Source organism: Nakamurella alba, from assembly GCF_009707545.1.
GTDB lineage: Bacteria > Actinomycetota > Actinomycetes > Mycobacteriales > Nakamurellaceae > Nakamurella > Nakamurella alba.
Window position 1 is genome coordinate 46,190 of record NZ_WLYK01000007.1, and the last position, 13,763, is coordinate 59,952.

Here is a 13,763-nt window from a genome sequence, read left to right on the forward strand (position 1 = left end):
CACCGGACCGTGCGACTTCGGACCGTGCACCATCAGAAACGGACCCAGGGACGCTACCACCGCCACGTCGACCCCCGGCCCAGGAAACGATCGCTGCCGGTGGCCGTGAGCAGCCGCGACTGCACCTCGTTGGCCTTGGTGACGGCCTCGCGGTGGTCGATCGCGGTGCTGACGCCGTTCCGCATCACCGTGCGGCCGCGCACCAGCACCCGCTCGATCACGTCCGGCCCCGGACCGCCGGCCCACACCAGGTTGGCGAGCAGCATGCCGGACGGGGCGAGCGTGGTGGCGTTGCCCAGGTCGATGAGCAGCAGGTCCGCGTCCTTCCCGACCTCGACCGAACCGATCCGGTCGGCGAGGCCCAGTGCCTGCGCGCCGCCCAGGGTACCCAGCTCGATCGCCTTCTCGGCGATCCCGAAGAGGATCTCGTCACCGAACCGCCCGGCGTCGCCGCCGACCAGCTTGCGGGCCGAGTCGCCGATCCGCTGCGCCATCAGGTAGCCGCGCAGCGCCAGCCACATGTTGTGGCCGTAGGCGACGACCGGGCCGTCCAGGCCGAGGCCGATGGTGACGCCCGCGGCCTGGTAGGCCCGCGAGTCGAAGGTGACCATGCCCAGCACCAGCTCCATGTCCGGCACCAGCGAGACCGCGGCGCCGGCGTCGGCCATCAGCTGCGCCTCGCCCTCGCGGATGCCCTGGGCGTGGATGGCGATGGTGTTCGGCCCGAGCATGTCCTCCTTGGCCAGCCATTCGATGGAACCGCCGTGCCAGCCGCGCTTCTCGGCCAGGTACTTCTTGTCCATCATCGACGGCACGTGGATGTCGAACTGCTCGCCGTGCGCCACGGTCCAGTCGTAGAGGCGGTGCAGGTCGTCCGGCGTCACGTAGGTGATGCCGATCGAGGTGGCGGTCACCGACAGGGTCGGCGAGTTCCACTCGGCCGCCAGCCGGTCGGTCTCGGCCAGCCCGACGTCGACGCTCTCCCGCATCCCCGGCGGCACCGCGTTCTCGTCGTTGACCGTCAGCCGGGCCGCCCGCGCCCGCAGGCCGGCATCGGTGAGAGCACCGAGAACACCGTCCATGGAACGGGTGTCGACGTGGGTGAAGTGGTCGTCGGCGGTGGTGGTGACGCCGGAGCGGAGCAGGTCGAGCACCGGGGTCATCGCGGACCAGTAGGAGTCCTGCTGCCCGGCGGCGCCGGTCATCGGGTAGTAGAAGCCGAACAGTCGCTCCTCGAACCGGGTGCCCTCGGCCATCGACCGGATGCAGCCCTGCACCAGGTGGGTGTGCGTGTTGACCAGGCCCGGCATGATCAGATGCCCGGCGCTGCCGGCGGTCTCGGCCGCGACGAACGGGGACTCCCCGCTGCCCACCCCGACGATGATGCCGGCCCGGATCGCCACCCAGCCGTCGGTGAGCACCCGGCGTTCCGGGTCGACGGTGAGCACGGTGCCGCGCAGCAGCAGGTCGCAGGTGTTCTCGGTCTGTTCGAGGTCGTCGGGCATCGCAGGCGGTTCCTATTTCTCGTGACGGAGGGAAAACTCTGTAGATCAGGAGCGGAGCAGCAGGTCAGGAGGAGACGGTGACCGACCCGGGGTGGTGGCAGGCGGCCATCACCCCGGACCCGACATCGGCCAGTACGGGCCGGGTGTCGAGACAGACCTGGGTCGCCGCCGGGCAGCGGGCGGAGAACGGGCAACCCGCGTGCGGGTTGACATCGCCGACGTCGCCGCGCAACGGGATCGGGGTGCGGGCGGCCTCGAGCTCCGGATCGGGCAGCGGCACGGCCGAGATCAGCGCAGCGGTGTACGGGTGCTGCGGGTGGGTGAGCAGCTGCTCCGCCTCGCCCACCTCGACCACCCGGCCCAGGTACATCACCGCGACCCGGTCGGCCAGGTGCCGGATGACGCCGACGTCGTGCGAGACCAGCACGGTGGTCATGCCGTACTCCTCGCGCAGGTCCTGCAGCAGGTTGACGATCTGCGCCTGCACCGAGACGTCCAGCCCCGACATGGGTTCGTCCATCACCACCACGGTCGGCCGGGTGACCAGCGCGCGCGAGATCCCGACCCGCTGTCGCTGGCCGCCGGAGAGCTCGTGCGGGTAACGACCGGCCACGCCCGCGGGCAGACCGCAGGCGGCCATCACCTCGGCGATCGCGTCGGCGCGGGCCTTCTTGTCGAGATCGGTGAGGTTCTCCAGCGGCTCGGAGATGGTCTGCGCCACCGTCCGTCTCGGGTCCAGCGAGCCGAAGGTTTCCTGGAAGACGAACTGCACGTACGCGCGGTCCCCGGCCCGCCCGGCCGGCGCCGGCTCCCCCGGGTGCAGCGCGACCTCGCCGCCGGTGGGCCGGTCCAGCCCGGCCAGCAGCTTGGCGAAGGTGGACTTGCCGCAGCCGGATTCGCCGACGATGCCCAGGGTCTCGCCGACCCGGATCCTCAGGTCGATCCCGTCGACGGCCTTGGTGACGCCGCGCCGGGTGGTGAAGTACCGCTGCACGCCGGCGGCGTCGACGGCGACCGGACGGTCGTCGGACGCGGCGTCCTTCTCGAGCGAGGGTGTGGCGGGGGCCTCGACCTCGGGCAGACCGGACTCCGGGGAGATCGGTGCGTCCACCACCGGCACCGCCTCGGCCTCCGGGAAGTGGCAGCGCACCTGGTCCCGCGCGACGGTGCCCTCCGCCGTGGCGACACCCAGCTGCAGCAGCGGCATCTCGGTGTGGCACCGGTCCTGCACCCGGCCGCAGCGCGGGGCGAACCGGCAGCCCTGCGGGAACCGGCCGATCTCCGGCGGGCTGCCCGGGATGGAGGCGAGCCGGCCGGCCCGTTCGTCCAGCCGGGGGGTCGCCTCGAGCAGGGCCCGGGTGTACGGGTGCCGTGCCGCGCGCAGCACCGCCCGGGTGGCGCCGGACTCGACGACCTGCCCGGCGTACATCACGACGGTGCGGTCGCTGATCCCGGCGACCACGCCCAGGTCATGGGTGATGATCAGCACGCCCATGTCCCGCGCCGCCGCGAGATCCTTGATCAGTTCCAGGATCTGCGCCTGCACGGTGGCGTCCAGGCCGGTGGTCGGCTCGTCGGCGATCAGCAGCTTGGGGCGGTTCGCCAGCGCCATCGCGATCATCACCCGCTGCTGGGTGCCGCCGGACAGCTCGTGCGGGTACTGGGTGAGTCGCAGCGCCGGGTTGACGATGCCGACCTCGGTGAGCAGCGAGACCATCAGCGGCTGCAGCTCGGCCCGCGGGACGCGGCGGTGCAGCCGGATCGTCTCCGCCAGCTGCGCACCGACGGTGTGGTACGGGTTCAGCGCGGTCATCGGGTCCTGGAAGACCATGCCGATGCCGTTGCCGCGCACGGCCCGCACCTGGCGCGGCGACATGGTCGCCAGATCCTTGCCGTCGAAGGTGATCCGGCCGGACGCCAGCCGCACCGGCGCGCGCAGCAGGCGGAGCACCGACAGCGCGGTGAGCGACTTGCCGGACCCGGTCTCGCCGACCAGGGCGACCACCTCGCCGGGCGCCACCGTCAGCGAGACCCCGTCCACCGCACTGGTGCTGCGGCCGCGTCGGTCGATGACGGTGTGCAGGTCCTCGACGGCGAGCAGGGTGCCCGCTCCCTTGTCCGGCTCGAGGACTGCGGTGGTCGCGGAGGTGGTCGACGTGTTCATGGTGCTGGGGTCCTCACTCGTGCTCCGCCCGCGGCGGCGGGATCGTGGCGCGGTCCCGGCTCCGGCGGTGGCCGGACCGGAGGTCGTGGCGGCGGTCATCGGAGTCTCGGGTTGAGCACGGTGCGCAGGGTGCGGCCGAGCAGGTTGGCGCAGAGCACCGCGATCATCACGGCCAGCCCCGGCAGGATGCAGTTCCACGGGTTGGTGATGATGAAGGCCCGGCCGGAGGCGAACATCGTGCCCCAGTCCGCCGTCGGCGGCTGGATGCCCAGACCCAGGAAGGACAGCGCACTCTCCAGCAGCAGCACGCCGGCCACCTGGAAGGTCCACAGCACCAGCGCCGGGGAGCTGACGTTGGGCAACACGTGCCGGAAGACGATCTTCATCCCGGAACTGCCGGCCGCCCGGGCGGCGAGCACGTAGTCCGCGTGTTTGACCCGCAGCACCTCGGCCCGCACCACCCGGGCGAACTGCACCCAGCCGAACAGCGTCAGCACGAACAGCAGCGACGGGATCGAGTTGCCCTGCACGGTGATGACGACGAGGGCGAGCACGACGTAGGGGAAGGCCATCTGCGAGTCGGCCAGCCACATGACGACCGAGCCGACCCACTTCGGGTACATGCCGGCCAGCAGGCCGACGATGGTGCCGACGATCGCGCTGATGGTCGCGGCGGACAGCGACAGGGCCAGTGCGGTGCGGGCGCCGTAGACGAGCCGGGTGGCCATGTCCCGGCCGAGCTCGTCGGTGCCGAGAAGGTGCGTCGACGACCCGCCGGGCAGCCAGGACGGCGGCAGCAGCGGGTTGATCAGGTCCTGGTGGTTCGGGTCGTACGGGGTGATCAGCGGCGCGAAGATCGCGGACAGCCCGATCACGGCGAGCACGACCAGCGGGATGACCCCGCTGGGGCGGGTGAAGAAGGCGCGGGCCGCGGTCTGCGAGCGGTGCGGGACGGCATCGGTGGCCGCGGCGGGCGGCGGCGCGGCCGGGGCGGGATCGGGGGTGGGGAGCACGGTGACCATCAGGCGTCCGCCTTCCGGGTGCGGGGGTCGAGCCGGCGGCAGATCAGGTCGACCACGAAGTTGATGAGCACGACGAGCACGGCGACGACGAAGGTGGCGGCGGCGACCATCGGGTAGTCGCGGTTGGAGACCGAGGACACCAGCACCGGACCGATGCCGGGCCAGGCGAAGATCGACTCGACCACCACGCCGCCGCTCAGCATCGCGGCCAGGTCCAGCCCGGTGACGTTGAGCAGGGCGGTACCGACCGGGCGCATGGCGTGCCGGGAGACGACCCGCCACGGGGCGACACCCTTGGACTCGGCGGTGCGGATGAAGTCCTCCCGCATGGACTCCTGCAGGCCGGCCCGGGTGAGCTCGAGGAGCTGCGCGATGGGGTGCATGGCCAGGCAGAAGACCGGGACGATCAGCGCGGCGAACCCGGAGGAGAAGCCCTCGTCCGCCAGCGTCGGCACCAGTCCGGCCTCGACGCCGAGCAGGTAGACCAGCACCACGGCGACGGCGAAGACCGGGACGGACTGGCCGACGACGACCACCGTGTCGACGAACCGGGCGTAGATCCGGCTGCGGGTGAGCGCTGCGATCATGCCGAGCGGCAGCGCCACCAGGATCGCGAAGAGGTAGGACACGGCGATGAGACCGATGGTGGCGGGGAGCTTCTCCAGCACCAGCGAGAGCGAGTCGCCGGACATCCGGTAGGAGTTGCCGAAGTCGAGGACGACGGCGCCGCGCAGGAAGTCGATGTACTGCCCCCACAGCGGCGCGTCCAGCCCGAGCCGGACCCGGACCGCCTCCACCTCGGCGGCGGTGGCGTCGGGACCGGCCAGCGAGGAGGCCGGGTCACCGCTGACCCGCAGCAGGAAGAACAGCAGCGTCAGCACGCCGAAGATGACCAGGATCAGCCGGCCGACGGTGCGGGCGGCGAACACCCACCCGGATCCGCCGCGGAACCGGGCGCGGCGGACGGCCCGGCGCTGCGCGGCGGTGACGTTCTCCTCGGCGAGCGTGGCGAGCGGGTCGCCCGTGCTCCCGGGCGGCGCGGTCATGGTCATGCGGTACCTCCGGTGGCGGACTCGGCGGGTGTCCGGTCGAACAACTCGTGCGGCTGGTGCTGGTGCGTGGGTTCGGCGGTGTCGGGCGGCGGCAGCTCCGCGAGCTCGTGCAGGACGGCGACGACCTCGCCGGGGCGGGTGATCATCGCGTCGTGACCGCCGGGGACGGTGCGGACCGTCCATCCCGGCCCGGCGGCCCGGTCCGGGAGAGCGGAGTCCGACCCGTCGGCCCGCTGCGTCCGGATGAAGCAGTGCCGGATCGTCGAGGTGCGGTCGGTCCCGCTGTGCGGCAGACCTTCCCGGACGGCGCGGGCGGGCTGCGGGGTCAACCGGCGGCGCACCCAGGCCAGATCGTCCGGGTCCAGGCCGAGGGAGCTGCCGTCGGACGGCGGGATCACCGGGATGCCGTCCACCACGGTCTCCCGCGAGAGGAACACGTGCGCCGCGGGGTGCAGGTCCACCCCGGACTCGCCGGCCCGGGCCACCGGCCCGTCGAAGAGCACGACGGTGCGCACCTTCCCGGGCAGCCGGTCGGCCACGCCGGTGACGACGAGTGCGCCGTAGCTGTGCCCGACCAGGGTGACGTCGGTCAGTTCCTCGGCCTCCAGATGTGCTGCGACGTCATCGATGTGGGTGGACAGACCGGTGGAGGCGGTGAGCAGGTGGGCGCGGTCGGCGAGCCCGGTGAGGGTCGGCGCATGCACCTCGTGGCCGGCGGAGCGCAGGCCGGGCAGCACCCGTCGCCAGCACCAGCCGCCGTGCTGGGCACCGTGCACCAGGACGATCGGGCCGCTCATGCGCCGGCCCCGACCGCCGGGCGCCGGTGATCGGCGGCGAGATCCAGGACCAGAGCGGCGACCTCGTCCGGGCGCTCCAGCATCAGCCAGTGTCCGGAGTCCGGGAGCACCCTCGCGCGGACGCCGGGCAGTTGGTCCGCGGTCACGGCGGCGGCCCGGTGCGCGCCGGAGAACACCGCGAGCACCGGGCAGCCCGCCGTCCGCAATCGCTGCGGGCCGGGCCAGGTCATCAGGTCGCGGAAGATGTCCGCGGCCGTACCGGGATCGGCCGCGGGCAGGGCGGTTCCGGCCGGGTGCAGGTCCATCCGCTTGTGCTGCAACGCCTGCCGGCGGGCGAAGTAGCCGTCGCCCTCCAGCGGGGCCGCGATCACCTCGGGCGCGGGCGGCACCACGGCCCAGGTGGTGTCCAGCAGCACGAGGCCGGTCATCCGCTCCGGCACGCGCGCGGCGATCTCCAGCGCGACGGCACCGCCGAGGCTGTGCCCGACCACCAACAGCGGGCCCGGACCGGGCAGCCCGCGGAGCACCGCGTCAGCGAGATCGGCGATGGTGCAGGGGTTCTCCGACCGCAGCGCGGCCCGGGCACCGTGCCCGGGCAGGTCCGGCACCGTCACCGCGAGGTGCGGCACCAGCCGTGCGGCCAGCGGCCGCATGTCGGTGGCGTCGCAGAGCCAGCCGTGCAGCAGCACGACCGTCGGTGTGGCCGGGGCGGCGCTCATGTCACCCGCCGCCCATCGGGACGACGCCGAGAGCGTTGGTGATCCGGCCGACGCAGCAGTAGAACGCCGCGATCACCAGGAGTTCGGTGGCGTCCCGCTCGCCGATCAGCTCCATCAGGGTCAGCACGTCGTCCGGCCCGGCGGTGGCGGCCGCCACCTTGGCCGCCAGCAGCAGGGCCGCCCGCTCGGTGTCGTCGAACTCCGCCGAGGTCTGCGCGGTCGCCGTCAGGTCGATCGCGTCCAGTTGCTCCTGTCGCACGCCCGCCTTCAGAGCCAGTCGGCGGTGCGCGGTCTCGGCATAGGTGGCGCCGATCGACCCGGCCACCCGCACCACCACCAGCTCGTGCAGCCGCGGGTCGACCGAGAGATCGGTGCGCAGCCGGCGGACAAGGTCGATCCATCCGGACAGGACGGTGGGGGCGTGCCCGAGCGCGGCGAACAGGTCCGAGACGTGACCGAACAGGGCCACCGCCTTCGCCTCCGCCTCCGCGGTCTCCGGGTCCACGGACCAGTCCGTGACCCTGGGCACGACCCCCACGCGTCCTGCCGTCATCTCAGGCCTCGACCATGTACAGCGCGCTGTAGTACTGGTCGGTCTGGGCGTCGCACTGGGTCAGGCCACGCAGGCCCTTGCCGGCGGCGTCGATCCAGACGTCACCGCAGGCGAAGAGGAAGCAGGACTTCTCCTGCATGATCTCGGCCATCCGGTCGAGGGTCTCGGCCCGCTCCGCCTCGTCGAACTGCGAGAGCTGCTTGGTGTACAGCTCGTCGAACTCGTCGTCGGTCATGTGCAGGCCGCCACCGTCGGTGGTGAAGTAGGTGTAGGCGCGGGCGGCGTCCATGTAGGGCCGGGTGAAGAGCCCGAAGTGGTAGATGTCCGGCCGCTGCTGGCGGTTGTAGAAGTAGTCCAGCTGCAGGGTGGAGTCGGTGAGCGCGGTGTAGTCCACCTGCACGCCGAGCTGGGTGATGGCGTTGGCGAAGTACTCGCCGACCAGCCGGCGCACCGAGCCCGGGCCGGCGAAGGCGGAGGCCATGGTGATCGTGAACCGCGGGCTGCCGTCGGCCGGGGCCGGGAAGCCGGCCTCGTCCAGCATGGACTTGGCCTTCTCCGGGTCGTAGGCGAACTCGGACAGCGCGTCGTTGAACCCGGTCAGGCCGGGACCGATCAGCTGGCCGTTGTCGTTGTAGGTCGAGTTCTTCAGGACCTGCTCGACGAGTTCCTTCTTGTTGATGGCGTGCTGGAACGCCTGCCGCACGGTGGCGTTGCCCATCGGGCCGGTCTTCACCGCACCGTTCATGTCGACCTCGTCCATGAACGCGCCGAGGTCGTTGCCCTTGGTGATGTTGATCAGCGTGGCGCCGCCCGCGGTCAGCGGGGCGATGCTGGTCAGCGGCATGATGTTGACGTACTGCACGTCGCCGGCCAGCAGGCTGTTCATCTGCGACCCGGTGTCGGTCACCGACAGGAAGGTGATCTTCGTGAGGGTCGGTGTGCGCCAGGTGGTGTCGGCCTTCTCGACCACCGCGCGCTCGGTGGAGTACTCGACGAACTTGTACGGGCCGGAGCCGACCGGGGCGGCGGCGAAGGCCGCGTCCCGCGCCTCGGCATCGGCGCCCAGGCCCTCGTAGTAGGCCTTGGGGATGATGCCGATCTGCGCCGCGCGCTTGGGCATCAGCAGGTCCGGCGACGAGGTGACGATGCGCACCGTGGTGTCGTCCACCGCGGTCGCCGACTTGAAGGTGCTGATCTGCGACTTGATCGCGTAGTTCTCGCCGGAGGCACGGGTCCAGCTGAACACCACGTCCTCGGCGGTCAGCGGGCTGCCGTCGTGGAACTTGACACCGTCGCGGAGGGTGAACTCCCAGGTGGTGTCGTCGATCTGCTCCCACTCGGTGGCCAGGAACGGCCGGGGCGCGCCGGTGTCCGGCTTGACGTCGGTGAGCATCTCGTACATGTCGAACCGACGGGGGTAGCCGCCGGTGACGTGCGGGTCGATCGACGCCGGCAGGTTGCTGAGCGCGAAGCTGGCCTCCTGGGTCGGCGCGAGCTGCACGCCGGACGGGACACCGGTCATCGGGCTGGTGTCGACCGAGACCAGCTCGCTGGGGGCGACGGAGCTGCTGGTGCCGGCGGCAGCGGTGCCGGAACCCGATGCCCCGCCGGAGGTCCCGGTTCCGGTGGCGGCAGGCGTGTCGGTCGTGCCGCCGCAGGCGGCGAGCAGCAGGGTGCCGGTGGCGGCGGCGCCGAGCTGGAAGAAGCGGCGACGGTTGACCGCGCGCGCGTTGATCGTCATCGGGTGGTGTCCTCCGGTGCGGGTGAGACGGGGATGGGGACAGGGCGGGTGCTCGGGGTACTGCAGAGGTGGTGCTGGTGGCGCGGCAGGGCGGCAGTACGGGGTAACGGCAGTACGGGTGCTGTCAGGCCGGGACCGGCTGCGCAGCGGGGTGCACGACCGGCAGCAGGCCGGTCGAGCGGGACAGCGAGAGCAGTTGCAGGGCCAGCGCTGTCGGGTCGATGACGGCGACCCCGGCGGCCAGTCCCGGCGGGACGGCGACGGCGGAGCAGCCGTTGAAGACGGTGCCGATGCCCTCGGCGGCCCGGCGGACCGCGACGGCGGAGAGCCGACGCACCCACTCGGGTTCGTCCGAGATCAGCTCGATACCACCGTCGATGACGTCGGTCTCGAGCAGCAGGTGCCCGAAGCCGTACTCACCGGCCTTGCGGTGCAGCTCGTCCGCGATCGGACGGTTCCGGGTGACCGCGGTGAACGGCTGCTGCAGCGCGGCCAGGTGCGACCCGACCAGCTGCAGGATGCCGAGCACCGGTACCTGCGACGCCGCCCCCGGGATCACACCGGGGTCGAGCACGCAGTCCGGCAGCACGATGTCGGCGACGTCCGGGGTCACCGCCTCGGCCTGCGCACGCACGCAGGCGATCGAGGCCTCCACCGCGGCGGCGTCGTCCAGGGCCCGCGGGGCGTCCGGTCCGGTCAGCGGGTCGAGGTCGACCTGCAAGCCGGGGCCGGCCAGTTCCCGGTAACGGGCCTGGCGCGCACCGATCGCCTCGTCCGGCAGCCGGACGGGGGCGATCACCCGGAGCCGCAGCGGGCCGGTCACGCGCCGGCCCCCACGGTGGACTGCTCCGGGTCGGTCAGCGGGGACAGCCGGGACGACCCGGCCAGCAACAGCTCCCGCAGGTCACCGCGGTTGATCTTGCTGGACGAGTTGCGCGGCATGATGTCGATGACCGACACCGACGGCACCACCGGGGCCCGGCCGGCCACGGCGTCGCGCACCGCGGCGGCGTCGATCACCGCGCCGGCCGCCGGCTGCACGACCACGGCCAGGCCGTGTCCGTCGTCCAGCACGACGACCTCGTCGACGCCGGGCAGGTTGCCGACCAGCGTCTCCAGCTCGTACGGGAAGACGTACTTGCCGGCGACGACCAACGCGTCCTTCCAGCGGCCGAGCACCGACAGTGTGCCGTCCGGGTTCCAGTCGCCGACGTCGCCGGTGTAGAACCAGCCGTCGGCGGCGGTCCCGACGTTCGACTGGCCCTCCTCGGTCGGCAGCACGTAGCCCGGGCTGACGGCGACGCCGCGCACCCGGATCTCACCGCGGGAGCCCGCATCGGCGACCGCACCGGAGAACGGCGCGACCTCGACGTTCGCCAGCGGCGCCGGGGTGCCGGCGACGAAGTCCGCACCGTAGGCCGGCATCGAGCTGGTCAGCGTGGCGATGGTGCTGGTCTCGGTCAGCCCGTAGCTGTTGACCACCTCACCACGGTCGCCGACCAGGGCGCCGAGGGCGTCCATGATCGGGCCCGGCGTCCGCTGGCCGGTCGAGACCGCCACCCGCAGACCACGTTCCGGCAGCAGGTCGGCGACGCCGGAGGCGAGCAGCGACCGCCAGCCCGGGGCCTGCAGCGGCAGGATGGTGACCCCGTCGCGGGAGGCGAGCTCGATGGTCTCCGGGGAGACCTCGTCCAGCGCGACGATGCAGCCGCCCATCAGGATCATGCAGCGCAGCGCGCCGATGGCCACGTTGATGTTGGTCGGGCTGGCGCAGATCCACCGCTCGGAGTGCCGGGTGCGCATGCAGAGGTTCCGGTTCACCGCGTCCCAGAAGTCCGCGCCGACGCTGCGCACCATGCCCTTGGGCACACCGGTGGTGCCGGTCGAGTACTGGATCGCGGACACCTCGTCATCGGTGCGCTCCACCCAGTTGCGGGTGGCGTCCGGGGTGCCGGACACCTGCGCCAGGACCGCCGGTCCGTCCACGGTGAACAGCGGGATGCCCGTCGCCGCAGCGGCTTCCGGCGCGCCGGTCAGCTCCGGGCCGCAGAACAGCTCGGTGATGCCGGCGGTGCGGATGGCGCCGACCAGGTGCTCGCCGAGGCCGATGCCGAGCAGCACCGGGCGCAGCCCGGCCGCCTGCGCGGCCAGGTACAGCTGGATGCCGATGGTGCCGCGGTAGACGCCGATGCCGATCGCCTCGCCGGGCACCCGGCCACGGGCGCGGAAACCGGCCACCAGCTCGTCCATCCGGACACCCAGGTCGCCCCAGGTGAGCCGGCCCTCGGACGGGCTGTCGATGGCCGGGGCGTCGGCCAGCCGGTGGGCGTTGGCGGCGACCCGGGTCAGGAGGTCGGGCACGGCACGGCTCCGTTCCGTCGGGAAGTGCTGGGCAGCACCTCGGTGAGCAGGCCCTCGTCCACCGCGGTGGACCAGATCTCCTGCAGGGCGGTGTCCGCGGCCGCACGCAGGGCGGCGATGTCGGTACCCACGACGGCCCCGTCGCGGACCCGGATCTCGCCGTCCACGACGACCAGCCGGACGTCACGGCCGCTGGCGTACAGCGCGACCGTCTGGATCGGGTCGAACACCGGCCAGGTGGCGGCGTCGGCCAGCGAGATGCCGACCAGGTCGGCCAGGGCACCGGCCTCGATGACGCCGAGGTCGGGGCGGTGCAGTGCCCGGCCGCCGCCGGCGGTGGCGATCTCCAGCACCTCGGCCGAGGCCGGGGTGTGCAGCCGACCGGTGGCGATCTTGCCGAGAGTCGTGGCCAGGGTGAGTTCCTCGACCATGTCGCAGCTGAAGCCGTCGGTACCGAGGGACACCTTGATGCCGGCGTCCCGGAAGACCTGGAACGGTGAGGTGAGCGCCTCCTTCGCCTTGCGCGAGGCGCAGTGGGCGATGGTGATGCCCGAGCTCGCGGCGAGCTCGTAGTCCTCGACCGGCAGGTAGGTGGCGTGCGCGGCGATGAGCCGGTCGTCGGCCAGCCCGGCCCGCTCCAGCACCCGCAGCGGGGTGGTGCCGTACTTGCGCTGCGTCTCGGCCAGCTCGCCCGGTGCCTGGCACAGGTGGGTGGTGACCAGGCAGTCCAGCCGCTGCGCGGCCTCGGCGACGCCCTGCAGCACCGAGAACTCGTCGGTGTGCACGGCCGCTGGGCCGAGCAGCATGCGGATCCGGCCGTCGGCGGCGCCGTCCCAGGTCGCGAACATCTCCTCCAGCTCGGCGAGCTCGGAGTTCTGCTTGTCACCGCTGATGCTGTCCGGCCGCTCCGCGCTGCCGTCGCCGGCGGTGCGGTCCAGCTGGCCCAGCCGGTGCGTGACGTCCAGCGGGATGGTCGGCCCGGTCCAGGTCCGGATGCCGCTGCGGGCGGCGATGTCCAGGTAGCCGTGGATGTCGGTGGAGGCGTGGTTGACGATGGTGGTGGTGCCGCTGCGCAGCATGCCCAGCGTGTCCCACTCCATGACGGCCCGGAAGCTCTCCCGGAACCGCTCCTGGTACGCCCATCGCCACAGCCGGGACAGCGGGACGTAGAACGGCATGCCGTCCGGCAGCGGGTAGTCCTCGGAGATGCCGCGGCCGACCGGTCCGGCACCCACGTGGGTGTGGGTGTTCACCAGGCCGGGCATCAGCAGCTGGTCGGCCAGCTCCACCACCTCGGCGTCGATCCCGGACAGGTCGGCGCCGGCGTCGAGCACCGCGGTGATGCGGTTGTCCTCGACGAGCACGCTCGCGCCCTCCCGGATCCCGTCCGGGGTGAGCACCCACTTCGGCCGGAACAGCCGGCGGTCGCCCATCTCAGCCCTCGCGCAGGACGAAGACGTTGCCGTCGAGGTCCTTGAACGTGGCCCACCAGCCGAACCCGGCCTTGATCGGGGCGGTGACGATCTCGACGCCCTTGGCGGTCAGCTCCTCGACGGTGGCGAGCACGTCGTCGCAGATGAAGGTGATGCCGGAGAAGAACTCGACCTCGTCGAAGATCGGCCAGTTGAGCACCATCATCGCGCCGCCGTCGACACCGCGGGTCTCCAGCCAGCGCTTGGGCAGGAAGTCCGGCATCGGGGTGTCCGAGATGGCCTCGAGTCCGACCTGCTCGGTCCAGAACGCCTTCGCCTTGTCCTGGTCGCGGACCTTGATGTTGATGCCGCGGATGGCCTTGATCACTGCTGTGCTGTCCTCTCGGGGGGTGGTACCGGAAGTGCTTGCTGTACGG

The 13,763-nt window shown here is 72.1% G+C and carries 12 protein-coding genes; all 12 read right to left on the reverse strand.

Going from position 1 to position 13,763, the window contains the following annotated elements; translation table 11 throughout:
• Positions 1 to 53: 53 nt before the first annotated feature.
• The 12 genes from GIS00_RS17645 to GIS00_RS17700 all read right to left on the reverse strand — a co-directional run bounded on the left by GIS00_RS17645 (position 54) and on the right by GIS00_RS17700 (position 13,714).
• Positions 54 to 1,505 carry an amidohydrolase family protein gene (locus GIS00_RS17645; protein WP_154769784.1) on the reverse strand — a complete coding sequence of 484 codons (1,452 nt, stop codon included), beginning with the start codon at positions 1,503 to 1,505 and terminating at the stop codon, positions 54 to 56.
• Between the two features lie 64 nt (positions 1,506 to 1,569).
• On the reverse strand, positions 1,570 to 3,669 hold the full coding sequence (locus GIS00_RS17650; protein WP_154769785.1) for an ABC transporter ATP-binding protein: 2,100 nt from the start codon (positions 3,667 to 3,669) through the stop codon (positions 1,570 to 1,572).
• A 95-nt stretch (positions 3,670 to 3,764) separates the two neighbouring features.
• Positions 3,765 to 4,691, reverse strand: coding sequence for an ABC transporter permease (locus GIS00_RS17655; RefSeq protein ID WP_154769786.1), 927 nt, complete (start codon positions 4,689 to 4,691; stop codon positions 3,765 to 3,767).
• Positions 4,691 to 5,743 (reverse strand): ABC transporter permease, encoded by a 1,053-nt coding sequence (locus GIS00_RS17660; protein ID WP_154769787.1) that lies wholly within the window; start codon positions 5,741 to 5,743, stop codon positions 4,691 to 4,693. Before GIS00_RS17660 ends, GIS00_RS17655 begins: the two co-directional genes overlap by 1 nt.
• Entirely contained in the window at positions 5,740 to 6,540 is an 801-nt protein-coding gene (locus tag GIS00_RS17665) for an alpha/beta fold hydrolase (RefSeq protein WP_154769788.1), read from the reverse strand. The genes GIS00_RS17660 and GIS00_RS17665 overlap by 4 nt, the downstream gene beginning before the upstream one ends.
• Positions 6,537 to 7,259: an alpha/beta fold hydrolase gene (locus GIS00_RS17670; protein ID WP_154769789.1), complete on the reverse strand. Its 723-nt coding sequence runs from the start codon at positions 7,257 to 7,259 to the stop codon at positions 6,537 to 6,539. The genes GIS00_RS17665 and GIS00_RS17670 overlap by 4 nt, the downstream gene beginning before the upstream one ends.
• A gap of 1 nt (position 7,260) precedes the next feature.
• A complete protein-coding gene (locus GIS00_RS17675; protein WP_196073336.1) occupies positions 7,261 to 7,788 on the reverse strand; it encodes a carboxymuconolactone decarboxylase family protein in 528 nt (175 codons plus the stop codon).
• A gap of 25 nt (positions 7,789 to 7,813) precedes the next feature.
• Positions 7,814 to 9,553: an ABC transporter substrate-binding protein gene (locus GIS00_RS17680; protein WP_154769791.1), complete on the reverse strand. Its 1,740-nt coding sequence runs from the start codon at positions 9,551 to 9,553 to the stop codon at positions 7,814 to 7,816.
• Positions 9,554 to 9,677: 124 nt separating this feature from the next.
• Positions 9,678 to 10,376, reverse strand: coding sequence for an aspartate/glutamate racemase family protein (locus tag GIS00_RS17685; RefSeq protein ID WP_154769792.1), 699 nt, complete (start codon positions 10,374 to 10,376; stop codon positions 9,678 to 9,680).
• Positions 10,373 to 11,914 carry a class I adenylate-forming enzyme family protein gene (locus GIS00_RS17690; RefSeq protein WP_196073337.1) on the reverse strand — a complete coding sequence of 514 codons (1,542 nt, stop codon included), beginning with the start codon at positions 11,912 to 11,914 and terminating at the stop codon, positions 10,373 to 10,375. Before GIS00_RS17690 ends, GIS00_RS17685 begins: the two co-directional genes overlap by 4 nt.
• Positions 11,899 to 13,347, reverse strand: coding sequence for an amidohydrolase family protein (locus tag GIS00_RS17695; protein ID WP_154769794.1), 1,449 nt, complete (start codon positions 13,345 to 13,347; stop codon positions 11,899 to 11,901). Before GIS00_RS17695 ends, GIS00_RS17690 begins: the two co-directional genes overlap by 16 nt.
• A gap of 1 nt (position 13,348) precedes the next feature.
• Positions 13,349 to 13,714, reverse strand: coding sequence for a VOC family protein (locus GIS00_RS17700; RefSeq protein WP_154769795.1), 366 nt, complete (start codon positions 13,712 to 13,714; stop codon positions 13,349 to 13,351).
• Positions 13,715 to 13,763 lie beyond the last annotated feature (49 nt).

What these genes read in the sequence shown, in the direction of transcription:
- GIS00_RS17645 (WP_154769784.1), bottom strand. Translation starts at nt 1,505, where the DNA reads ATGCCCGACGACCTCGAACAGACCGAGAACACCTGCGACCTGCTGCTG.
- GIS00_RS17650 (WP_154769785.1), bottom strand. Translation starts at nt 3,669, where the DNA reads ATGAACACGTCGACCACCTCCGCGACCACCGCAGTCCTCGAGCCGGAC.
- GIS00_RS17655 (WP_154769786.1), bottom strand. Translation starts at nt 4,691, where the DNA reads ATGGTCACCGTGCTCCCCACCCCCGATCCCGCCCCGGCCGCGCCGCCG.
- GIS00_RS17660 (WP_154769787.1), bottom strand. Translation starts at nt 5,743, where the DNA reads ATGACCATGACCGCGCCGCCCGGGAGCACGGGCGACCCGCTCGCCACG.
- GIS00_RS17665 (WP_154769788.1), bottom strand. Translation starts at nt 6,540, where the DNA reads ATGAGCGGCCCGATCGTCCTGGTGCACGGTGCCCAGCACGGCGGCTGG.
- GIS00_RS17670 (WP_154769789.1), bottom strand. Translation starts at nt 7,259, where the DNA reads ATGAGCGCCGCCCCGGCCACACCGACGGTCGTGCTGCTGCACGGCTGG.
- GIS00_RS17680 (WP_154769791.1), bottom strand. Translation starts at nt 9,553, where the DNA reads ATGACGATCAACGCGCGCGCGGTCAACCGTCGCCGCTTCTTCCAGCTC.
- GIS00_RS17695 (WP_154769794.1), bottom strand. Translation starts at nt 13,347, where the DNA reads ATGGGCGACCGCCGGCTGTTCCGGCCGAAGTGGGTGCTCACCCCGGAC.